Source organism: Nocardioides phosphati (assembly GCF_014646375.1).
In the GTDB taxonomy this organism is placed as follows: Bacteria; Actinomycetota; Actinomycetes; order Propionibacteriales; family Nocardioidaceae; genus Nocardioides; species Nocardioides phosphati.
This window is the reverse complement of record NZ_BMNI01000015.1, coordinates 13172-33736: the sequence shown is the minus strand read 5'-3', so window position 1 is coordinate 33736 and position 20565 is coordinate 13172. Positions and strand designations below refer to the sequence as shown.

At 69.3% G+C, this 20565-nt stretch carries 19 protein-coding genes; 14 read left to right on the top strand and 5 right to left on the bottom strand.

Annotated features, from left to right (window positions below; translation table 11 throughout):
- The first annotated feature begins 23 nt into the window (after window positions 1-23).
- Entirely contained in the window at window positions 24-374 is a 351-nt protein-coding gene (locus tag IEX47_RS17040; protein WP_188785230.1) for an oxygenase MpaB family protein, read from the top strand.
- Between the two features lie 22 nt (window positions 375-396).
- Here the strand turns inward: IEX47_RS17040 and IEX47_RS17035 are convergent, their stop codons facing one another.
- Window positions 397-1137, bottom strand: a complete 741-nt coding sequence (locus IEX47_RS17035) for a MerR family transcriptional regulator (RefSeq protein ID WP_188785228.1) — start codon at window positions 1135-1137, stop codon at window positions 397-399.
- A 126-nt stretch (window positions 1138-1263) separates the two neighbouring features.
- Between IEX47_RS17035 and IEX47_RS17030 the strand changes: the two genes are divergently transcribed.
- The 3 genes from IEX47_RS17030 to npdG are packed head-to-tail and all read left to right on the top strand — an operon-like array spanning window position 1264 to window position 5386.
- On the top strand, window positions 1264-2484 hold the full coding sequence (locus IEX47_RS17030; RefSeq protein ID WP_188785226.1) for an acetyl-CoA C-acetyltransferase: 1221 nt from the start codon (window positions 1264-1266) through the stop codon (window positions 2482-2484).
- Window positions 2485-2513: 29 nt separating this feature from the next.
- A complete protein-coding gene (locus IEX47_RS17025) occupies window positions 2514-4706 on the top strand; it encodes a 3-hydroxyacyl-CoA dehydrogenase NAD-binding domain-containing protein (RefSeq protein ID WP_188785224.1) in 2193 nt (730 codons plus the stop codon).
- Entirely contained in the window at window positions 4703-5386 is a 684-nt protein-coding gene (gene npdG, locus IEX47_RS17020; protein ID WP_188785223.1) for an NADPH-dependent F420 reductase, read from the top strand. Before IEX47_RS17025 ends, npdG begins: the two co-directional genes overlap by 4 nt.
- A gap of 413 nt (window positions 5387-5799) precedes the next feature.
- Here npdG and IEX47_RS17015 read toward each other — a convergent pair whose 3' ends face one another.
- The 4 genes from IEX47_RS17015 to IEX47_RS17000 all read right to left on the bottom strand — a co-directional run bounded on the left by IEX47_RS17015 (window position 5800) and on the right by IEX47_RS17000 (window position 9383).
- Window positions 5800-6576: an SDR family NAD(P)-dependent oxidoreductase gene (locus IEX47_RS17015; RefSeq protein WP_188785222.1), complete on the bottom strand. Its 777-nt coding sequence runs from the start codon at window positions 6574-6576 to the stop codon at window positions 5800-5802.
- Between the two features lie 19 nt (window positions 6577-6595).
- Entirely contained in the window at window positions 6596-7495 is a 900-nt protein-coding gene (locus tag IEX47_RS17010) for an oxygenase MpaB family protein (protein WP_188785221.1), read from the bottom strand.
- Between the two features lie 314 nt (window positions 7496-7809).
- Window positions 7810-8649 carry an oxygenase MpaB family protein gene (locus tag IEX47_RS17005; protein ID WP_188785220.1) on the bottom strand — a complete coding sequence of 280 codons (840 nt, stop codon included), beginning with the start codon at window positions 8647-8649 and terminating at the stop codon, window positions 7810-7812.
- The gene (locus IEX47_RS17000) at window positions 8646-9383 is read right to left on the bottom strand and encodes a MerR family transcriptional regulator (protein ID WP_188785219.1); all 738 of its coding nucleotides are present in this window, start codon (window positions 9381-9383) and stop codon (window positions 8646-8648) included. The genes IEX47_RS17005 and IEX47_RS17000 overlap by 4 nt, the downstream gene beginning before the upstream one ends.
- A gap of 85 nt (window positions 9384-9468) precedes the next feature.
- Between IEX47_RS17000 and IEX47_RS16995 the strand changes: the two genes are divergently transcribed.
- The 10 genes from IEX47_RS16995 to IEX47_RS16950 are packed head-to-tail and all read left to right on the top strand — an operon-like array spanning window position 9469 to window position 20562.
- Window positions 9469-10338: an MlaE family ABC transporter permease gene (locus tag IEX47_RS16995; RefSeq protein ID WP_188785218.1), complete on the top strand. Its 870-nt coding sequence runs from the start codon at window positions 9469-9471 to the stop codon at window positions 10336-10338.
- Window positions 10335-11177: an ABC transporter permease gene (locus IEX47_RS16990; protein ID WP_188785217.1), complete on the top strand. Its 843-nt coding sequence runs from the start codon at window positions 10335-10337 to the stop codon at window positions 11175-11177. The genes IEX47_RS16995 and IEX47_RS16990 overlap by 4 nt, the downstream gene beginning before the upstream one ends.
- A 4-nt stretch (window positions 11178-11181) precedes the next feature.
- The gene (locus tag IEX47_RS16985) at window positions 11182-12285 is read left to right on the top strand and encodes an MCE family protein (protein WP_188785215.1); all 1104 of its coding nucleotides are present in this window, start codon (window positions 11182-11184) and stop codon (window positions 12283-12285) included.
- The gene (locus tag IEX47_RS16980; protein ID WP_188785213.1) at window positions 12285-13316 is read left to right on the top strand and encodes an MCE family protein; all 1032 of its coding nucleotides are present in this window, start codon (window positions 12285-12287) and stop codon (window positions 13314-13316) included. The genes IEX47_RS16985 and IEX47_RS16980 overlap by 1 nt, the downstream gene beginning before the upstream one ends.
- Window positions 13313-14269, top strand: coding sequence for an MCE family protein (locus IEX47_RS16975; protein ID WP_188785212.1), 957 nt, complete (start codon window positions 13313-13315; stop codon window positions 14267-14269). Before IEX47_RS16980 ends, IEX47_RS16975 begins: the two co-directional genes overlap by 4 nt.
- Window positions 14263-15354, top strand: coding sequence for an MCE family protein (locus IEX47_RS16970; protein WP_188785210.1), 1092 nt, complete (start codon window positions 14263-14265; stop codon window positions 15352-15354). Before IEX47_RS16975 ends, IEX47_RS16970 begins: the two co-directional genes overlap by 7 nt.
- Window positions 15354-16355, top strand: a complete 1002-nt coding sequence (locus tag IEX47_RS16965) for an MCE family protein (protein WP_188785208.1) — start codon at window positions 15354-15356, stop codon at window positions 16353-16355. Before IEX47_RS16970 ends, IEX47_RS16965 begins: the two co-directional genes overlap by 1 nt.
- 10 nt (window positions 16356-16365) lie before the next feature.
- The gene (locus IEX47_RS16960; protein WP_188785207.1) at window positions 16366-17433 is read left to right on the top strand and encodes an MlaD family protein; all 1068 of its coding nucleotides are present in this window, start codon (window positions 16366-16368) and stop codon (window positions 17431-17433) included.
- 60 nt (window positions 17434-17493) lie between these two features.
- On the top strand, window positions 17494-18684 hold the full coding sequence (locus tag IEX47_RS16955) for an acyl-CoA dehydrogenase family protein (RefSeq protein WP_188785206.1): 1191 nt from the start codon (window positions 17494-17496) through the stop codon (window positions 18682-18684).
- A 27-nt stretch (window positions 18685-18711) separates the two neighbouring features.
- A complete protein-coding gene (locus IEX47_RS16950) occupies window positions 18712-20562 on the top strand; it encodes an AMP-dependent synthetase/ligase (protein ID WP_188785205.1) in 1851 nt (616 codons plus the stop codon).
- The last annotated feature ends 3 nt before the right edge of the window (window positions 20563-20565 follow it).

Sequence of the window (20565 nt, the reverse complement as noted above, 5' to 3'; positions counted from 1 at the left end):
GAGTCGTTCGCGTCGACGACCTGGTGAAGCGCCGCAGGTCGCCCACGGTGCGCGAGGCCTACGACGCCGAGACCGTCGACTGGCGGATGCACGGCATGACGATGCGCGTCGTGCCCCGGACCTACGGCGACTTGCTCGAGTTCTGGGACCACCACGTCGAGAACGTGCTTGAGCTGACCCGGGCCGCCCAGGGGCTGATCGACTACCTTTGCCAGCCGTGGCGGATGGACCAGCCGTGGCTGCTGGAGCCGCTGTGGCAGGTCGCCGCGCGGGTGGGTGGCCTGCCGGCCCGCGACCTCGGCGTACAGCCGGCAGGGAGGGTCGGATTCGAGGAGGCGGTGGCCCGGCTCGGGCTCGCCGCGGCCGCGGGCTGACCTGACCTGCCCCAGTCCCGCGTCAGCGGGAGCGGCGCTCGATGAGGGTGCGGCGGGCCTCGGTCACGGCCTCTGTGAACGCCTCGACGAGTGAGGTGATGCCGCCCTGCTCCCAGTCGCTGACCATCGCGACGACCTGGTCCGCGCCGACGTCGCCGGCCTTGTATGCGGGCCAGACCGTCTCGCGGAAGAGGACTTCGAGCTCCTCGGCCATCGCCTTGCTGTGCCGGCGGTAGACGTCCTCGCACGCGAGGACGAGGTCCGTCGGGACGCCGAGGTCGAGCAGGTGCAGAGAGGAGCGGAAGCGGGTGTCGGTAACGGCGTACTTGCCGCCCTCGGCCGGGGTGACACCGCCGAGACGGGTCAGGGACTCGAGCTCCTCGCGGCCGAGCTTGCGGCCGGCACGGGCATCGAGCTCCTTGCGGGTCACGAGGACCTGCTCGGTGCCGGCGAGCGGACGGAGCGTGGCGCGTTGCAGGGCGATCTGCTCGGCCGTCGCGTCGGCGGGGATTCCTTCGAAGAAGCGCTCGATGGCGGAGAGCGTCAGGCCGTGTGCCTGGAGTTCCTGGAGGAGCTCGAACCGGGCCACGTGCTCGCGACCGTAGATCGCCGTGCGGCCCCGCTTCGCCGGCGGCGGGACCAGGCCTCGTGTCGTGTAGAAGCGCAGGTTGCGCACGCTGATGCCTGTGCGCTCACTGAGTTCCTCGACGGTCAGCTCGAGCGTTGGCGACTCCTGGGTGGCGGGCTCGTCGGCGGGGCTCATCGGCAGTCTCCTGGGGGAGGGCGAAGAAAATCAGGCGCTGGCTCTTGGCTGCCAACGATTACAGTACTAGTGTCACTGTCAGTTCATTACGTTCAGTGACAGCACAGCATAGTTGGGACGACTCTCATGGCACCTGCCTCAGAAGCCTTCGTCTACGACGCCCTCCGCACCCCACGCGGCAAGGGCAAGAAGGACGGCTCTCTCCACACGGTCAAGCCCGTGGACCTCATCACGGGGCTGCTCGACGCGGTCCAGAAGCGCAACCCGTCGCTCGACCCCGAGAGCATCGACGACCTCGTCCTGGGGTGCGTCGGCCCGGTGGGCGACCAGGGCGGTGACATTGCGAAGACGGCGGCCATCGCCGCCGGTCTCCCGGACACCGTCTCGGGCATCCAGCTCAACCGCTTCTGCGCCTCGGGGCTCGAGGCCGTCAACCAGGCAGCCGGCCGGATCCGCGGCGGCTGGGAGGACCTGATCCTCGCTGGCGGTGTGGAGTCGATGTCCCGCGTCCCGATGGGCGCCGATGGCGGACCCTGGGCGATGGACCCGGCTACGGCGTTCGCGACCGACTTCGTGCCGCAGGGCATCGGCGCCGACCTGATCGCGACTCTCGAGGGGTGGAGTCGCGAGGACGTCGATGCCTTCGCCGCCGAGTCGCAGGCGCGGGCCGCCAAGGCACAGGCCAATGGCTACTTCGACCGCTCCGTGGTCCCGGTCAGGGACATCAACGGCCTCACGCTCCTGGACCGCGACGAGTTCATCCGGCCCGGCACGACGGTCGACAGCCTGTCGGGCCTGAAGCCGTCGTTCGCTGGGATGGGGGAGCAGGGCGGCTTCGACTTCGTCGCCCTCGAGAAGTACCACTGGATCGAGAGCATCAACCACGTCCACCATGCCGGGAACAGCTCGGGCATCGTCGACGGCGCGGCCCTCGTCGCGATCGGCAACGAGAAGGTCGGCCAGGAGCTCGGCTTGACCCCGCGTGCCCGGATCGTGTCAGCGGCCGTCTCGGGCGCCGACCCGACGATCATGCTGACCGGTCCCGCGCCGGCAGCACGCAAAGCGCTGGCCAAGGCCGGCCTCACGCCCGACGACATCGACCTCTACGAGATCAACGAGGCGTTCGCCGCCGTGGCGATGCGCTTCACCCGCGACCTCGGCCTCGACCCCGAGATCGTCAACGTCAACGGCGGCGCCATCGCCATGGGTCACCCCCTGGGCGCCACCGGCGCCATGATCCTCGGCACCGTCATCGACGAGCTCGAGCGGCGCGACCTGCGCCGCGGCCTCGCCACGCTCTGCGTCGGCGGCGGCATGGGCATCGCCACCATCGTCGAGCTCGTCTGAGACGCATCAGAGACCCGGAGAACACAGAGATGACCACTCAGACCCAGTCGGCCGTGCGTTACGGCATCGACGCCGACGGCATCGCCACCCTGCTGCTCGACGACCCCGCGGGCAGCGCCAACACCATGAACGAGGCCTTCAAGGCCGGCTTCGGCGAGGCCGTCGGCCAGCTCGAGGCGGACGTCGCCACAGGCACGGCGAAGGGCGCGATCGTCGCCAGTGCGAAGAAGACCTTCTTTGCCGGCGGCAACCTCAACGCCCTACTCGCCGTCGGCCCTGCCGACGCGCAGGCCGTCTATGAGGACTCCATGGAGCTCAAGGCGGCGCTGCGCCGGCTCGAGACCTGCGGCGTCCCGGTCGTCGCCGCAATCAACGGCGCCGCCCTCGGCGGCGGCTACGAGATCTGCCTCGCGACCCACCACCGCATCGCCGTCGACGACCCCAAGGTCCAGGTCGGGCTCCCCGAGGTGACCCTGGGCCTGTTGCCCGGCGCTGGGGGCGTCGTCCGTACGGTGCGGAAGCTCGGCATCTTCGCCGCGCTGATGGACGTGCTCACGACCGGCACTCGCTTCAAGGCGGCTGCCGCGAAGGAGAAGGGCCTGGTCGACGAGCTCGTCGCGACGCAGGACGAGCTCCTGCCGGCTGCAAAGGCCTGGCTCGCCGCGAACGCCGGCAACCCCGATGCCGCCGTCCAGCCCTGGGACCAGCCCGGCTACAAGATGCCCGGCGGTACGCCGAGCCACCCGTCCGTAGCGCAGATGCTCCCCGCCATCCCCGGCAACGTCCGCAAGCAGGCCAAGGGCGTGGCCTACCCGGCGCCACGGGCCATCGTGGCCGCGGCCGTCGAGGGTGCCCAGGTGGACTTCGCCGGTGCGGAGAAGATCGAGGGGCGCTACTTCACCAGCCTGGCCACCGGCCGGGTCGCGAAGGCGATGATCCAGGCGTTCTTCTTCGACCTGCAGCGCCTCAACGGCGACGCCCTGCGCCCGGCGGGCGTCGAGGTACGCCGTGCGGAGAAGCTGGCCGTCCTGGGTGCCGGCATGATGGGTGCCGGCATTGCGTACTCCTCGGCCGTCGCCGGCATCGAGGTGCTTCTCAAGGACATCTCGGTCGAGGCAGCAGAGCGGGGCAAGGCCTACTCGGAGAAGGTCCTCGCCAAGCAGGTCTTGCGAGGCAAGCTTACTGAGGAGAAGGCACAGCAGATCCTGGCCCGGATCACCCCGACGGCTGACGTCGCCGATCTTGCTGGATGCGACTTCGTCATCGAGGCCGTCTTCGAGGACCCGGCCCTGAAGCAGAAGCTCTTCGCCGAGGTCGAGGGCGTCGTCGCCCCAGACGCGCTCCTGGGTTCGAACACCTCGACGCTGCCGATCACGCAGCTCGCCACCGGCGTTCAGCGCCAGGCGGACTTCATCGGTGTCCACTTCTTCTCTCCGGTCGACAAGATGCCGATCGTCGAGATCATCCGCGGTGAGCAGACCTCCGACGAGGCGCTGGCCCGGACCATCGACTACGTGCAGCAGATCCGGAAGATCCCGATCGTGGTCAACGACAGTCGTGGCTTCTACACCAGCCGGATCATCGGGACCCGGATGAACGAGGGTCTGGCGATGCTGGTCGAGGGCGTCGCCCCCTGGAGCCTGGAGCGTGCGACCACGCAGGCGGGCTACCCGGCGCCGACGCTCCAGCTCACCGACGAGCTGAACATGGAGCTGATGGGCAAGATCGCCAAGGCGACCCGGGAGGCAGCCGCGGAAGAGGGCGCGCCGTACATCGAGCACCCAGGCCTCGCGGTCGTGGAGAAGATGCTCGAGGCCGGCCGCCCCGCCCGGGTCCGTGGCAAGGGCTTCTACGAGTACGACGAGGCCGGCAAGCGCCTCTCGCTGTGGAGCGGGCTGACTGAGCTCTTCCCCGTCGCGCAGGAGCAGATCCCGTTCCGGGACGTGATGGACCGCATGGTCTTCGCCGAGGCGCTCGAGACCGCGAAGTGCTTCGAGGAGGGCGTCATCGACTCCTCGTCCGCGGCCAACATCGGCGCGATCATGGCGCTCGGCTTCCCGGCGATCAGTGGCGGCACGGTCACGTTCATGACCAACCACGAGGGCGGCCTGGCTGGTTTCGTCGCGCGTGCCAACGAGCTCGCCGACGCGTACGGCGAGCGCCTGCGCCCGTCGGCGTGGCTGGTCGAGAAGGCCAAGAACGGTGAGGGGTTCCCGGCATGAGCGGCGGTGGCGCAGGCCCGGCTGTCGTTCCGGCCGACCTGCGGGTGGCGGTGCTCGGAGGCACCGGACCCCAGGGTCGCGGCCTGGCCCGCCGCTTTGCAGCGGCAGGTGTCCACGTGATCCTCGGCAGTCGCACGGCTCAGAGGGCACAGCTGGTCGCAGCCGATCTCAGGGAGCTGACGGGCGGCCCGGTCGGGGGCGCGGACAACGTCACCGCGGCGGCCGAGTGTGACGTCGTCCTCGTCGTCGTGCCGTGGGACGGTCACGCTGATCTCCTCCGCGAGCTTGCACCGGCCCTGGCCGGCAAGGTGGTCGTCGATTGCGTCAATCCACTCGGCTTCGATAAGCAGGGCGCCTTCGCGCTCGACGTACCCGAGGGCTCTGCGACCCAGCAGGCCGCAGCGATCCTGACGGAGTCGACGGTCGTGGGTGCCTTCCACAACGTCAGTGCGGTGCTGCTCGACGCGACTGAGCCACTCGAGACCGACGTGCTCGTCCTCGGCGACGACCGCGAGGCGACCGAGCTCGTGCAGGCGCTCGCCGACACCATCGACGGTGTCCGCGGTGTCTACGGCGGCCGGCTGCGCAACGCGCGCCAGGTCGAGGCGCTGACCGCGAATCTGATCAGCATCAACCGTCGCTACAAGGCCCACTCGGGCATTCGTGTCAGCGACGTCTGAGGTGCGGATGGGGGCCGGCGCGTCGGGTTCCACGGGTGCCGTCGGGCGGCGGCGCAACGCGGCCCGACGGTTCCAGTGCAGTTCCGCTCGGGCGTGCGACGGCCACGCCTGGGTGGTGACAGCGCCCCAGGTCATGCCCCGCACGAGCCCGGTGCGAGCGCCGTGGGGACTCATCCACGTCAAGCGGAACGGCGCGCTCCAGACCGCCTGCGGTCTCGCCTCTGCCTCCTGGTACTCGTTCTTCGAGACCGCGTTCGAGCCCCGGTCACGCGAGGCGTGCCCGGCGTGTGCGGCTCAGGTCCTCCGGGAGCCCGACCGCACGCAGCGACCCTGCTGTCGGGAGGACGGCGTCGCCTGATCTGACAGAACGAGCCGGGTCCCTCAAAGGGCCCGGCTCGTTCGTCGTCTTCTGGTCACTTCGGAGGCATGCGGATGCCTCCGTCGACGCGGACCACCTCGGCGTTCATGTACGAGTTGGTGACCAGCTCGACGACCATGCTAGCCAGCTCGTCCGGCTGGCCTACGCGTCGCGGGAAGAGCACGTTCTGGCCGAGGTTGGCCTTGAACGCCTCGGCCGCGTCGCCCTCGCCGTAGATCGGTGTGTCGATCAGGCCCGGTGCAACGGTATTGACCCGGATGCCGGCCGCCGCGAGGTCCCGGGCGACGGGAAGGGTCATGCCGACGACGCCGCCCTTCGACGCGGAGTACGACGCCTGACCGATCTGCCCGTCGAACGCCGCGACGCTGGCCATGTTGACGATCGCGCCGCGGTCGCCGGATGCGGTCGGGTCGTGACGGCTCATCGCCGTGGCGGCCAGCCGGATCGCGTCGAAGGTGCCGAGCAGGTTGATCTCGACGACCTTGCGGAAGGCGCCGAGGTCGTGCGCGGAGTCGAACGCGCCGTCCCGCCCGATGGTGCGCTGGGCCCAGCCGATACCGGCCGAGTTGACCAGGACTCGCAGGGGAGCGAGCTCCTCGGCCTTCTCGACGGCGGCCCTCAGGTCATCGGTACGGGTGACGTCGACGCGCACGAAGGAGCCGCCGACCTCCTCGGCCAAGGTGGTGCCCTTGTCGGCGTCGAGGTCGGCGACGACGACGGTCGCGCCGAGCAGGGCGAGGCGCCGTACACAGGCGGCGCCGATGCCCGAGGCGCCGCCGGTGACGATCGCGCTGCTTCCGGTGATCTCCATGTGTTTCCTTTCGTGGGTCCTACGTCATCGGGCGTCCGAGCCTGCGGCGAAGGCGCAGGTCGGCTGCCATCAGGTTCATCGGGGCTCGTCGCAGGGGGCCGGGCAGGTACCGCACGGCGCGGCCCAGCGTCCGGGTGAGACGCCGGAACCACCGTTCATCCGCCGCGGACCACCGCAGGTCGAGTGCGTCGCGGAGCGGCGCCGGAAGGAATCCGGTGTTGGTCCAAGTCAGAGACGGGCCGAAGAGCCGCAGGGGGAAGGGCAGGAACCGGGCCCGGAGGAGTAAAAGCAGGTAGTCGCGCAGCGCGGGGTCGATGGCGATCCGTGTCATCGCCTCGTCCCAATACGCGACAAACGTGGCTCGGTCGGCGTGCCAGATCTCGCCTGGCATCTGCAGCATGGTGCCGAAGCGGCTGCATGCGCGCAGCAGCACCTCCTCCTCGGCAGGCGTGAGCGGCCCGCGCATCGTCAGGTAGACGTCACGGACCCCGTAGTAGAGGCAGGACGCCACCCACTTCTGCAGGTCGCGGTCGAAGGCGTTGTAGCGCACCGGGCTGTCAGGCCCGGAGCGCACCTGCCGGTGCTGGCGGTTGATCGCCTCGCGGTAGTCGGCCTGCAGCGCGGGAGAGCCGTTGAGAGCGATGTCGAGGAAGCCGATGGTGGTGCGGAAGCGCTTGAAAGGATGCCGTTGGACCTGGCCGCTATGGACCTTGCTCTCCATCACTCCGTAGCCGACCGCCGGCCGGGAGAGCTGCATGACGACGTTGGCGCTGCCGGCGAGGAAGACCCCGAGTCCGTCCAACCGCCCGAGCAGCTCCCGCTCTGCCGCCGCGGCGTCGCCGGTGAGGGCCCGCTCCGCCTCGGTCTGGCCAGCCCCGTCGTGGGTAGCCAGCTCGTTCCTCCGTGCTTCGGCGCCCATGGCATCCGCCTTCCGTCGTGGGCAGCGTGGCTGCCCGGTGTCCGTCGGTCGAGGCTAAGAGAAGAACAGTTGCAGTAGAACTGTTACTTACGAGTAAGTGATCGAGGTCGCAGCTGCCCGGTCGCGGGACGGCTCAGAAGCCGGTGCAGCTGCCGTCCGGCAGGACCGATGTCGATCTGCTGCCCGCTGGAGAGGTAGGACAGGGCCCCCTGCTGGACGAACTCGTCGAAGGTGTCGTATCGGCACCGCGTCGCCGACCGGTGACTCGCAGGACGCGGCGGCGGCGGGTGACTCCATGAGGGCCCCTTCAGACTTCAGATGACCCGGCGGCCCTTGCGCATGCGGCGGCGGGTGTCGCGGATGATGGCGCGGGCAGCGGCGTGGCGCAGGAAGCGCGGGGTCAGCCGGTAGAGCGACGGGAAGACCTTCCAGAAGAGGTCGTAGCGTCGCTGGTCGGCAGGTGTCCAGGTGAGTCCGAGGACCTCGCGGATGCGCGGGTCGACGTTGCCCCGGCTCATCAGGTCCTGGACGCGGCCGAGGCCACGGAGGCCCGCAGGGCGCATCTCGGGTGCGAGGAGCTTCTGCACGTAGACCTGGACGGAGGGCTCGGGGCCGGCTGCGACAAAAGAGTCGAGCTGGCGCTCCCAGTAGGCCTCGAACTCCGCCATCGTGGCCGGCCACTGCTCCGGCTTCACCTGCAGGGCGTTGCCGAAGATCTGCGAGTCCCGGTAGATCCGCTCCCGGCTGGCGTCGTCGAGTCGGCCGTTGATCCGCTCCCAGATGAACATGCCGTTCTGGGCGAGTGTCGCTGCCACCCAGAGCTGGAGCTCCGGGTCGTACGCCGAGTAGCGGCCCTCGGAACGGACGCCGGCGTGGGCCTTGTTGACCATGCGGACGATCTGCTTCCGCTCCTCGTCGGTGCCGTGGATCATCATGTAGACGTAGAGCAGCGTCGTGCGGAGCCGGTCGGCCGGGCGCATGAGCGTCGTCGAGTGCTCCGCGACGCCGAGGCCGGTGCCCCGGTCGGCGAGTTGGTAGAGAACGGTCGACCCCGCGCCGAGCAGCAGGGCCTGCTCGCCGATGATGTCGGCCAGGGCCGCGCTCGCGCAGGATCCGCTTGGGGGAGCGGTGCGGTGGAGTGAGGTCATCGTCATGCTTCGTCCTCTCCGGTGCGGCCCAGGAGTGAGCCGTCCATGAGCCCATCGGTCGCCCGCTGGAAGTTCGCCACGAGGGCGTCGAGCGTGAGTTGGCGCAGGCGGATCATCGTCCGCGCGAACTGGTCGGGGTCGGTCTCGTGCGCGCGCACCTTGGCCAGCACCTGGGTCCTGAGGACGTCGCGCAGCTCAAGGACGAGCGCGTCCATGTGGTTGCGCATGGCGGCGGAGGCCGCCTCCATGCTCTCGAGCGGGATGTCGAGCTCAAGCAGCTGGAGTCCGACGTCGAGCGTCGCGCCGACCTCGTAGCCACCGTCCACTTCGCGCAGGCTGCCGAGGCGCAGCAGCATGGCCAGGTCGTGGTCATCGATCTTCCGGCCGGCCCGCTCGTCGAGGCCTGCACGATCGACGACGGCCGTGGAGAAGCTGATCGCCCAACCCTGGGCGACCGCCCGGCGCAGCTCGACCTGCGAGGACGTGCTGTCCGGCGCGAGGTGACTCAGGTGTTCCTCGATCGAGGCGAGTCCGAGGCCTTGATCCTGCAGCGTGCGGATCAGAGACAGGCGGGCGCGGTGGCGGTCGTCGTAGTAGGCGACCCGGCCGCGTCGTTCGGGCGGTGGGAGGAGGCCCAATGTGGCGTAGTAGCGGATCGTGCGGACCGTGAATCCGGTCAGGCCGGCGAGGGCCTCGACGGTCCAGGACGCCTCGGCGTCCCACAGGGCTGATGTGGACATGGTCACCTCTTGACCGTAACAGGAGAACTGTTACAGTGCCACTGTTGAAGTAACCGAGATCACACGAGACCCCTCCAGGAGCAGCATGAGCCAGACGACGACCGGGCGCGAGGACCGCGTCCCCGACGTCGCCGGCGGTTCCCTCGTGGAGGGCTTCCGGAGTGGACGCAGGGACCGGCAGCGCCTGGAGTTCCTCGGGCAGGGTGGTGCGATGCTCGCGCTTCTCGGGCGGATCGGCGCGGCGTTCCTCAGGGCGGTCCGCACGGGTCACTTTCCTGCGGAGGAGCTGATCACCGAGACCTGGTACACGATCCGGGTCTGCACGCTGCCAGCGCTCGCAGTCTCGATTCCGTTCGGTGTCGTGCTGGCGCTCCAGGTCGGCGTGCTCGCCCAGCAGGTCGGCGCAACCTCGTTCACGGGAGCGGGCAACACGCTGGCCGTGATCCGCCAGGCCGCGCCGATGATCACGGCACTCATGCTCTCCGGCGTCGCGGGCTCAGCGATCTGCGCTGACCTCGGTGCGCGCAAGATCCGGGAGGAGCTCGACGCGCTCGAGGTCATGGGAATCTCGACGATCGAGCGGGTGGTGATGCCGCGGGCGATCTGCATCGTCTTCGTCTCGTGCCTCCTCACCGGCGTCGTCATGTTCTTCGCGATCATCACGACCCTGCTGATCAGCGTCGTCCTGCTCGACCTGTCTCCCGGCACCTACCTCGCCTCGGTCGACTCCCTCGCGTCCCCGGCTGACCTCGGGCTGTCGCTGGTCAAGGCGGCGGTCTTCGGCGTCATCTGCGTGACCGTCGCCGCACACTTCGGCCTCACCGTGAAGGCCGGCCCCGCGGGTGTCGGCGACGCCGTCACCACGTCCGTCGTCGTCAACTTCGTCCTGCTCTTCACCGCGAACTTCGTCATCTCGCAGATCGCGACCACGTTCATGGGAGGGCCACTCGGATGACGCTGAGTGTCACGCGCCTTGCCGGCGCAGGAGCTGGCCGTGTGGTCGGCATCGGGGCCGACATCGGCGAGCAGGTCGTCATGTCATGGCGGGCGATCAAGGGGGTGCCGGTCGCCATGACGCACCATCGCGGCCAGGTTGGCCGCGTCCTCGCGGAGGTCTCCCTTGGCTCCGGCATCTTCGTGGTCGGGGGCGGCGTCGTCGGGGTCGTCCTCCTGCTCTCCACGTTGACCGGCAGCGGCATCGGCCTCGAGGGCCACAACGGTCTCGACGCGATCGGTCTCGCTCCGTTGACAGGCTTCATCTCTGCGTACGCCAACACGCGCGAGCTCGCTCCGATGGTGACGGCGCTCGGCTTCGCGGCACGTATCGGCTGCGGCTTCACCTCGCGCCTCGGCGCGATGCGCATCAACGAGGAGATCGACGCGCTTGAGTCGATGGGCATTCGGCCCGTGCCCTACCTGATCTCGACCCGGCTGATCGCGGCGCTGGTCGTCGTCATACCGCTGTACATCATCGGTCTGGTCGGCACGTATCTCGCCACCGACTGGGTGGTCACCCTGCTCTACGGCCAGTCCTCGGGGACCTACGACCACTACTTCCGGATCTTCGTGGAGCCGAAGGACGTGCTGCTCTCCGGGATCAAGGTGGTCATCCTGACCACCCTCGTGACCCTCATCCACTGCTACCACGGGTACGTCGCGTCGGGCGGCCCGGCGGGCGTGGGCAAGGCCACCGGTCGCGCGATCCGGTCGAGCATCGTCATGCTCGTCGTGGTCGACATCGTGCTGACGCTCCTGCTCTGGGGCCCCACCGACCAGCCGATGATCTCGGGGTGAGCTGATGTCCGAGATCGTCTTCCCGCACACTCGCGTCGAGGCACGGGGCGCGTTGCGCCTGCGCCTCGCCGTCCTCGCCGCGGTCGTTGTGGCGCTCTTCGCCGGCGTCAGTGTCTGGCTCGGTGGCTCGTACGTCGGCCTGCTCGGAGGGGACGTCGCCGCGACCGCCCGCGTGATGACGCTGGGTGACTCTCTCGGCGTCAACTCCAGCGTGAAGTTCCGCGGCCTCCGGGTCGGCCGGGTCGTGTCGCTCGACAGCGCGCGCGACGCGGATGGCCTCTATCGCGCCCGGGTCGTCATCGAGGACCAGTACGCCCGTGATATCCCGGCGGGTGCGCTCGCACGCGTCGTTCCAGGCACGCTCTTCGGCGCGGAGTTCGTCGAACTGCGCGACACCGCAGGCATCCCCGGCCATCGGGGGACTGTCCGCGCCGAGACCACCGGCGGCGCCTCGATCAAGGACGGCGATGTGCTGCAGGCCGACACCTCGGACGAGTCGATCCGGCTCATGGACACCTTCAGCGCGCTCTACCGGATCATCGACGCGGTCGACCCGGCAGCGGTGGACATGGCGATGTCACAACTCGCCGGCGCGCTCGACGGCCGCGGTGACGACCTGCGTCGCGGCGTCCTCCGGATCAGCAAGCTCGTCGACGACTCCTCCGGTGTCGAGCCGACGTTCTACCGCGACCTCGACCTGCTCTCCCGCAACCTCGGAATGCTCGCGAATGTCGAGCCGGACCTGGCGGCCTCGCTCCGCAATTCGCTGCCGCTCGCGCGCACGATCTCGGCGAAGGCCAAGCAGATCGACGCGGCGATGTTGGCGGGCAACCGCCTGCTGGCCACCGTGAGCACCTTCCTCGAGAAGGAGGGACCGACCCTCGTCCGGTTCCTCGACGAGCTCCGCCCGACGTACGACGCCTTCGTCGCCGGCCGCGGGCCGTTCGAGGCGATGCTGGCCAAGGCGCCGACGGTGCTGCACAACGGTGCGGTCGCCATCGTCGACAACGCGATCCAGATGGCGGCGAAGTTCAGCACCCGCGCCCGCCAGCCGTACACGTCCCAGGACTGCCCGCGCTACGGCGCGCTCCGTGGGAGCAACTGCTGATGGGCCGCCTCTTCAGCGCCATGCGGCGCCATCCGCTCGACACGGTGGGCATCGTCATCTTCACTGCGCTCGCACTGCTCCTGACCTCGCTCGTCGCCGGGACCCTCGCCGGCAGAAGTGGTCCCTCGAAGGAGTACGAGGCGGTCTTCCACAATGCGTCCGGCCTGGCTCCGGGTGACGACGTCCGGATCTCCGGCGTCCGCGTCGGCAAGGTCAAGGGTGTCCAGCTCGACGGCACCGACGCGCGCATCCGCTTCTCGCTCGCCGATGGTCAGAAGGTCTATCAGGGGACCACCGCCACGGTGGAGTTCCTGAACCTGCTCGGCCAGCGCTACCTTCACCTCGAGGCGACCTCGCCCCGGGGCGACGTGCTCGCCCCGGGCTCGACCATCCCCGTCGACCACACTCGCGCCGGCCTGGACCTGACCGCTGTCTTCAACGCCTTCCGGCCGCTCTTCGAGATGATCAAGCCCGGGGACGTCAACCAGCTCGCGGACGAGATCGTCCAGGCGCTGCAAGGCCAGGGTGGCACGATCCGCCACCTGGTCCAGCAGACCGCGGAGCTCACCGGTCGGCTCGTCGACCGCGACGAGGTCATCGGCTCGATCATCGACAACCTGACCGTCGTCATGGGCACGATGGACCAGCACCGCGCCGAGTTCCGCTCACTGATCACCGAGCTCAACACCCTCACCGGTGTCGTGGCGCGCAACCGCGACACCATTGGCCGGACCATCGACTCGGTGCAGGGCCTGGTCACGCAGTTCGCGGCGCTGCTGGCCGTCGGCAACGGCGACGTCATCGACTCCGTCGAAGCCCTCGCTCGCTGGTCGTCGTCGTTCGCGACCGTGGCTCCGCGGGTCGCACGTGGGTTGAAGGACGTCGAGGTCCTGCTCAAGGGCTACGTCAAGACCCTCGGCATTGGAAGTTTCCTGAACACCTACGTCTGCAAGTCCGACGTGAAGCTCGCCGGCGGCCCGCCGGTTGACCTCTCCGCTGCCAGTTCGCAGCACTCCTGGAGGTGCCCGTGAAGCGCGTGCTCCCGATCGTCGTCGCGGCGGTCGTCGTCCTCCTGCTCGCGTCGCAGTCGTCCGCCCTCTTCGGCGTACGTCGGACCTTCACCGTCGAGCTGCCCGACGCCAACGGCCTGCGCGCCGGCGACGCGGTGCAGGTAGCCGGGATCGCGGTCGGCGAGGTGACGAAGGTCCGAGCTGCCGGAGACCGGGTGCAGGCAGAGTTCCGCCTCGACAACGACGTGCCGCTCACCGCCGACACGCGCACCGAGGTGAAGCTCGCGACGCTGCTCGGCACGCGGTTCCTCGACCTGACGCCGGGCAAGGGGAAGAAGCTCGGTGGGGGCGGCACCATCGGGCTCGACCATGCCTACGGCGCCGCCACCCTCGAGCGGGTCTGGCTCGACAACGGTGACGTCCTCGGCCGTTTCGACCCCGCGGCGCTCTCCCGGGCAGTCGACGTGCTGTCCACAGACCTCAACGGCTCGCCTGCCGACAACAGGGCTGCCCTCGACGGTCTCGCGAACCTGGCCGACCTCGTCGCGAAGCGCGACGATCAGCTCTCCCGCCTGCTCGTCGCCAGCCGCTCGGTGACCGACGAGGCCGTCGCGCAGCGGGGACAGCTGACGCAGCTGATGGAGCACGGCGACCAGGTCTTCGCGATGCTCGAGCAGCGCAAGGCGGCGATCGACGCCCTTCTGCGGGACACGCGCTCGATGGTCGTCGACCTCACCGCGACAGCCCGCCGGACGCACCAGCCGATGAGCGCAGCACTCCGCAAGCTCCACACGATCCTGGGAGTGCTCGTGAAGCACCGTGATGACCTGGCCGAGACGCTGAAGGTCGCCGACCCGGCACTTCGTCTCTACGTGAACTCCGCCGGTGACGGACCGTGGCTGGGCGTCAATGCGCCCTACGCGATCTTCCCCGACTCGTGGTGGTGCACGTTCCGGAAGGACATCGGATGCTGAGTCGACGCCGCCTCCTCGTGGGGGTCGTCCTCGCCGTGCTCGTCGGGGCCCTCGTCGTGGGCTTCCGCGGCGCGCGCGACGACCGTTGGACGGTCGCCGCAGAGTTCACTGACACCACCGGTCTCTACGTCGGCAACGAGGTGCAGTACCTCGGTGTGCCCGTCGGGAAGATCACGGCCATCGAGCCCGAGGGCCGCGTGGTGCGGGTCGAGATGGTCGTCGACGGCGACATCGAGGTGCCGCGGAAGGCGGTCGCCGAAGTGCTCCAGTCGGCGCTGCTCACCGACCGCTACGTGGCGCTCGGCCCGGCGTACACGGGTGGGCCGAGGCTCCATTCCGGAGCGACGATCACGGCCGCCGACACCCGCTCGCCGATCAGCTTCGACGACCTCGGCAAGTCCATCGACCAACTCGTCGTCGCCCTCGACCGCCAAGGTCCGGGCGGCCGTGACATCGGCGACCTCCTGCACGTGACCGCGGCCAACCTCGACGGCAACGGAAAGCGGATCCAGCGGCTGATCACGTCCAGTACCGCAGCGCTCGCCTCGATCGACCGCAAGGAGCCGGACCTCATCGCCGTCGCGCACAACCTGCGCGTTCTCGCCCATGCCCTGGCGAAGCGTGACGCGATGGTCCGCCGCTTCACCACGAACATGAGCGAGTCCTCGCGGGTCGTAGCCGGCCAGACCGAGAGCCTGGACCGCACGCTGAGCGCGCTCTCCGACCTCACCACCGAGGTTTCGTCGTTCATCGGCAAGAACCGCAAGGTGCTCACCCACGACCTCGGTGACGTCGCGGCCGTCACCCGGACCATCCGCCAGCAGCAGGGTGCCCTCGCCCGTGTCTTCGACTACCTCCCCACCGGCGCCGAGAACATCGTGCGCGCCTACGACCCCTCTGCGCGTTCCCTGCGCGTCCAGCTCGCGATCCGTGACATGGCCGTGTTCAACCCGCTGGTGCGCCAGGGCGTCTGCTCCGCCCTGGTCGGCGACAACATCTGTTCCTTGCTCGTCAAGCCCGACGGAAGCGGCGTGGCCGACCTGCTCTTCGACCTGGTCGAGGGCACGATCCCGGGGGAGAACTGATGACCCGCCCTGCCCTTCTGCTGGCGTTGGCACCGTTGGTGCTGGCGACTGGCTGCGGCACGCTCCGTGACGTGCCACTGCCCGGCCTCGTCTCCGGCCCGACGTACAGGTTGACCGGTGTCTTCGGCAACGTGCTGGGGCTGCCCGACCAGGCCGCTGTGAAGATGAACGGCGCGACGATCGGCGAGGTCGATGGCATCGAGACCGCCGACTACGCAGCGCGCGTCCACATGAAGATCAGCAAGGAGTTCGCTGTTCCGGCGGACGTCCGCGCGGAAGTACGCCTGTCCTCGCCGATGGGCGACTCGTTCATCGAGTTCACTGATCCCCGAGGTGGCGGTGCCGCGACCCTGTCGCCGGGGAGCGAGATCGGCCTTGCCGCGACGTCCGAGGCACCCGGCATCAGCGACGTGCTCTCGGCCGCATCGACCCTGCTCACGGGCGGCAGTTTCGCCGACATGAAGGTCGTGCTGAGCGAGCTCAACACCGCACTGAAGGGAAATGGCGACAACATTCACCGCCTGCTCGGCCAGCTCGACGGCATGACGACCCGGCTCAATGACCACACGGCGCAGTTCGACCTGGCGCTCGGCAGTCTCGACCGCCTGGGTCGCCGGCTCGCCGCCGACCGCCGGCTGATCGGCACCTCGATGGCGGAGCTCGAGCCCGCGATCCGCGTCCTCTCGGCCCAGCGCAAGCAGGTGCTCGACCTGATGGCGCAGCTTCGCCGGCTCTCCGAGGTCGGCACCGCGACACTCAGCCAGAGCCGCGAGGACATGCTCTCCGTACTCGCGGACCTCACCCCCATTCTCGACACGCTCACGCGCAACCAGCGGAACTTCGAGGGGATCATGGACGGAATCCGTGACTTCGGCCGACAGACCGACAGCGCGACCTTCGGCGCGTTCCTCGACTTCGACCTGTCCACGCTCTTCGACCAGGACGTGCTGCCGGCACCGTCGACGAGCACTCAGCTGCCGGGGGTGCCCAGTGGCAACTGACCACAGCACCATGACGCGACGGGTCCACATCGCTGAGGTGTGGCTCGCCGTCATCGTGGTCGTTGGCGCCGCGATCGTCGGGCGGATCATCATCTCGGGGCCGCTCTTCGCCGACCACGTCAACGTCTCCGTCGACCTGCCCGAGGCTGCCGGCCTGCACAAACACTCCGACGTCTCCTACCGGGGCCAGCACATCGGATCGGTGACCCGGGTGGTGCTCACCTCCTCAGGTGTACGCGCAGTGCTCCGCCTGGAGGGCGACGTCGAGGTGCCACGCAACTCGGCATTCGTCGTGGCCAACCTCTCAGCAGTCGGCGAGCAGTACGTCGACATCCGGCCGCGGACGGTGGACGGACCGTTCCTCGCCGATGGGGAGAAGGTCACGCTCGACGCCTCCGCGCTGCCGATGCCGACCTGGAAGGTGCTCGCCGACACTCAGAGGCTTCTCCGCCGCATCGACACCGCTGACCTCCGCACGATCGCCCGCGAGGTCCGCGCGATCTTCGGCGACGGTGAGACCGACCTACCCGCGTTGATGGACGAGGTGGACCGCACGCTCGGCCTGATCGAGACGATCAGCCCGGACGTCCTCGCCCTCGTCCGGGAGGGGGAGACGCCGCTCCGCGCGGTCCACGACCTCGATCCCGCGGTCCGTACGCTGCTGGCCAACGCGCGTGCCATCACGGGGCAGCTGGCGAAGTCCAATGCGACCATCGCCCGCCTGATCGACGAGGGCGCGACGCTCATCCCGGTCATCTCGAAGGACTTCGACTCCGCAACGCCGGCCCTCGTGCAGATGTTGGACGACGGCACGCCGGTCGCGGCGATGGCCCGCGCGCACCTGCCCGGCCTCCTGCACTGGTACCGCTGGGGGCCCGGCCAGATGGTCGCGATGTCGGACGCCACCCGGGGCGGCTCGGCCCGCGTCATCCTCGTGGTCACAACGGCGAAGAACTGCATCTACGGCCCGCAGGTCTCGCCGTACCAACACCACGTGCCCCTGCCCCTCGGTGCGCGCTGCACGACGGTGGGCCCACACATCCAGCAGCGTGGCTCGCAGTACGTGCCACGCCCCTGACAGGACACACTGACAGTGTTACTGTAATGTTTGTTCTGGCCCCGCTTGAAGAGGATCATGATGGACTTCGAACTCCCCGACTCCGCGCTCGCCGTCCGCGAGGGCGTCGCCGCAGTCGCCGCCAAGTACGACCACGCGTACTGGTCGCGCTGCGAGGAGGAGCACCGCTTCCCGCAGGAGGTCTACGACGACCTGGCCGCTGGCGGCTGGCTCGGCCTCGCCGTCCCAGAGGAGTACGGCGGCGGTGGCCAGGGCATGCTGGAGCTCGCCGTCGCGAACGAGACGCTCTGCGCCTCCGGCGGCACCGCGGGCACGTTCTTCTACGTCACGACGCCGGGCTTCGGCAGCATGACCGTCACCCGTCACGGCACCGCGGAGCAGAAGCAGCGGATCCTGCCCGGCCTGGCGACCGGCGAGCTGCAGTTCTGCCTCGCGCTCACCGAGCCCGATGCCGGTTCCAATGCCATCGAGATCACCACCTCGGCCCGCCGCGACGGCGACGAGTTCGTCATCAAGGGCCAGAAGATCTGGATCTCCAACGTCGAGAACGCCGACTGGATGGTCGCGGTGACCCGCACGATCCCGGCGGCCGGGACCCGGAATCGCGGGCTGCCGCGCACCGCGGGATTCACCCTCTTCCTCATCGACGTGAAGGAGGCACTGGCCGCCGGCACGTTGAGCTACCAGCCGATCCCGAAGATGGGCAGCAACATCCTCTGCTCGAGCCAGGTCTTCTTCGACGACGTCCGGGTGCCCGCCGCCAACGTCATCGGCGAGGTGGACCGGGGCTTCGGCGTCCTGTGGGACGTCCTCAACCCGGAGCGGATCCTTGCCGCGGCCGGCGGCATCGGCGCGGCCCAGGCGGCACTCGATGTGGCCGTCGGCTACGCCTGCGAGCGCGAGGTCTTCGGCCGCCCGATCGGCGCCAACCAGGCGATCCAGTTCCCCCTCGCCCAGCTGAAGGCGAAGACCGAGCTCGGCCGCCTGATGACCTACAAGGCCGCATGGCTCTTCGACAACGACCGCCCCTGCGGCAACGAGGCCAACATCGCCAAGCTCACCGGTGCCCAGGTCGGGTGGGAGGCGGCGAACCAGGCCTTCCAGACCCTGGGTGGCATGGCCTACTCCAAGGAGTACCCCGTCGAGCGGATGTTCCGCGACGCCCGCATCGCCAAGAACATCCCGGTCGCCGAGGAGCTCGTGCTCGCGCACATCGGCACCTCGATGCTCGGCCTCCCCAAGTCCTACTGACACGCCCGCACGGAGAAGAGGAACACCATGGACGACGTCCTTCTGGAGCGGAAGACGCTCACGGAGCGGATCGCAGGGGCGACCCTCCTCACCCGCCTTGCGGATACGGCCCGGCAATACGCCGACCAGCCGGCCTACTCCGACCGGCGTACCGCGGACGGCACCGGCTGGCGAACGGTCAGCTGGGGCGAGGTGCGCGAGGGCGCACTCGACGTGGCGGCTGGCCTGGTCACGCTCGGCGTCGAGCCGGGGGAGCGGGTCTGCATCATGGCGTCGAGCCGGATCGAGCACGTGCTCGCTGACAGCGGTGCGCTGCATGCCGGTGCCGTCCCCATCTCGGTCTACGCGACGTTGTCGCCGGCGCAGGTGACCTGGTACGCCCGTCACGCCGCGCCGCACGTCGTCGTGCTCGAGGGGGCTGAGCAACTCGAGCGGTGGGCGCTCGCGTTGGCCGACGAGCAGGTGCAGCGGACGCTCACCAGCGTGGTCGTGCTCGACGCCGCTGCCGCCGGGGAGCACCTCACCTGGGACGGCCTGGTCGCCGCAGGCCGAGAGCTCCGCGCGCAGGGCGGCACGGTTCTGGCGGAGCGGGCCGCGGGTGTCACCCCTGATCAGCCGGCCACGATCCTCTACACCTCCGGCACCACCGGTGACCCCAAGGGAGTGGTCCTCACCCACGGCAACGTGCTCTTCGAGTGCGAGGCGTCGATCGAGGCCGGGCAGCTCGCGGAGCCGGGCATCACGATCTCGTACCTTCCGCTCGCGCACATCGCCGAGCGCGTGCTGGGCCTCTACATCCCGCAGGTGCAGTCCGGTCACGTCCACCTGATCGCCGACCCCGCCCAGCTGGTGGGAGCACTGGCAGAGGTGCGGCCGACGCGCTTCTTCGGCGTCCCGCGTGTGTGGGAGAAGATCATGACCGGAGTCGCGGCGAAGCTGGCGATGGAGCCCGACGAGCAGAAGCGAGCCGCCGTCGCGGCTGCGATGGAGGCCGGCCGCGCCTGGGTCCTCGCACAGCAGGTCGGCGCGGAGACGACTCCGGAGATCGAGGCTGCCTTCGCCCAGTGGGATGGCTTGGTGCTTGCCCCGATGCGTGCCCTCCTCGGCCTCGACCGCGCGAAGTGGACCGCGTCCGCGGCGGCACCCATGCCGCTCGAGGTGGCCAGCTTCTTCGCGGGCTTGGGCCTTCGGATCCTCGACGTCTACGGCATGACCGAGACCACCGCGTCGGTCTGCGCCGGTACACCGGATGCGTTCCGGATGGGCACCGTGGGCCGTCCGATGCCCGGCATCGAGATCAAACTCGACGAGGACGGCGAGATCCTCGCCCGTGGTCCTGTCGTGACGCCGGGCTACCACGCCAATCCGAAGGCCACCGCGGAACTGATCGACGGCGACGGCTGGGCGCACACCGGCGACATCGGCCAAATTGACGCCGAGGGGTTCCTCAAGGTCGTGGACCGGAAGAAGGAGATGATCATCACCTCCTCGGGCAAGAACATCGCCCCCTCGGTGATCGAGAACTACCTCAAGGAGTCCCCGCTGGTCGGCCACGCGATGGCGATCGGCGACGGCAAGCCGTACGTCGTCGCGTTGCTGACGCTCGACGGCGAGATCGCCCCCCTGATCGCTGCGAAGCTCGGCATCGAGGACACCTCGGTCGAGGCGCTCGCCGCGCACCCGCAGATCCGCGCGATGGTCCAGCAGGCCGTCGACAGGGCCAACGAACGGCTCTCCCGACCGGAGCAGGTCAAGAAGTGGGAGCTGTTGCCGATGGAGTGGACCGCCGAGTCGGCCGAGCTCACCCCGACCCTGAAGCTGAAGCGGCGCGTGGTCCACGAGCACCACGCCGCGGCCGTCGAGGCGCTCTATGGGTGATTC

Bases quoted from the DNA above. Each gene is read 5' to 3' on its own strand.
- IEX47_RS17035 (WP_188785228.1), bottom strand. From the start codon at position 1,137: ATGAGCCCCGCCGACGAGCCCGCCACCCAGGAGTCGCCAACGCTCGAG.
- IEX47_RS17030 (WP_188785226.1), top strand. From the start codon at position 1,264: ATGGCACCTGCCTCAGAAGCCTTCGTCTACGACGCCCTCCGCACCCCA.
- IEX47_RS17025 (WP_188785224.1), top strand. From the start codon at position 2,514: ATGACCACTCAGACCCAGTCGGCCGTGCGTTACGGCATCGACGCCGAC.
- npdG (WP_188785223.1), top strand. From the start codon at position 4,703: ATGAGCGGCGGTGGCGCAGGCCCGGCTGTCGTTCCGGCCGACCTGCGG.
- IEX47_RS17015 (WP_188785222.1), bottom strand. From the start codon at position 6,576: ATGGAGATCACCGGAAGCAGCGCGATCGTCACCGGCGGCGCCTCGGGC.
- IEX47_RS17010 (WP_188785221.1), bottom strand. From the start codon at position 7,495: ATGGGCGCCGAAGCACGGAGGAACGAGCTGGCTACCCACGACGGGGCT.
- IEX47_RS17005 (WP_188785220.1), bottom strand. From the start codon at position 8,649: ATGACGATGACCTCACTCCACCGCACCGCTCCCCCAAGCGGATCCTGC.
- IEX47_RS17000 (WP_188785219.1), bottom strand. From the start codon at position 9,383: ATGTCCACATCAGCCCTGTGGGACGCCGAGGCGTCCTGGACCGTCGAG.
- IEX47_RS16995 (WP_188785218.1), top strand. From the start codon at position 9,469: ATGAGCCAGACGACGACCGGGCGCGAGGACCGCGTCCCCGACGTCGCC.
- IEX47_RS16990 (WP_188785217.1), top strand. From the start codon at position 10,335: ATGACGCTGAGTGTCACGCGCCTTGCCGGCGCAGGAGCTGGCCGTGTG.
- IEX47_RS16985 (WP_188785215.1), top strand. From the start codon at position 11,182: ATGTCCGAGATCGTCTTCCCGCACACTCGCGTCGAGGCACGGGGCGCG.
- IEX47_RS16980 (WP_188785213.1), top strand. From the start codon at position 12,285: ATGGGCCGCCTCTTCAGCGCCATGCGGCGCCATCCGCTCGACACGGTG.
- IEX47_RS16970 (WP_188785210.1), top strand. From the start codon at position 14,263: ATGCTGAGTCGACGCCGCCTCCTCGTGGGGGTCGTCCTCGCCGTGCTC.
- IEX47_RS16965 (WP_188785208.1), top strand. From the start codon at position 15,354: ATGACCCGCCCTGCCCTTCTGCTGGCGTTGGCACCGTTGGTGCTGGCG.
- IEX47_RS16960 (WP_188785207.1), top strand. From the start codon at position 16,366: ATGACGCGACGGGTCCACATCGCTGAGGTGTGGCTCGCCGTCATCGTG.
- IEX47_RS16955 (WP_188785206.1), top strand. From the start codon at position 17,494: ATGGACTTCGAACTCCCCGACTCCGCGCTCGCCGTCCGCGAGGGCGTC.
- IEX47_RS16950 (WP_188785205.1), top strand. From the start codon at position 18,712: ATGGACGACGTCCTTCTGGAGCGGAAGACGCTCACGGAGCGGATCGCA.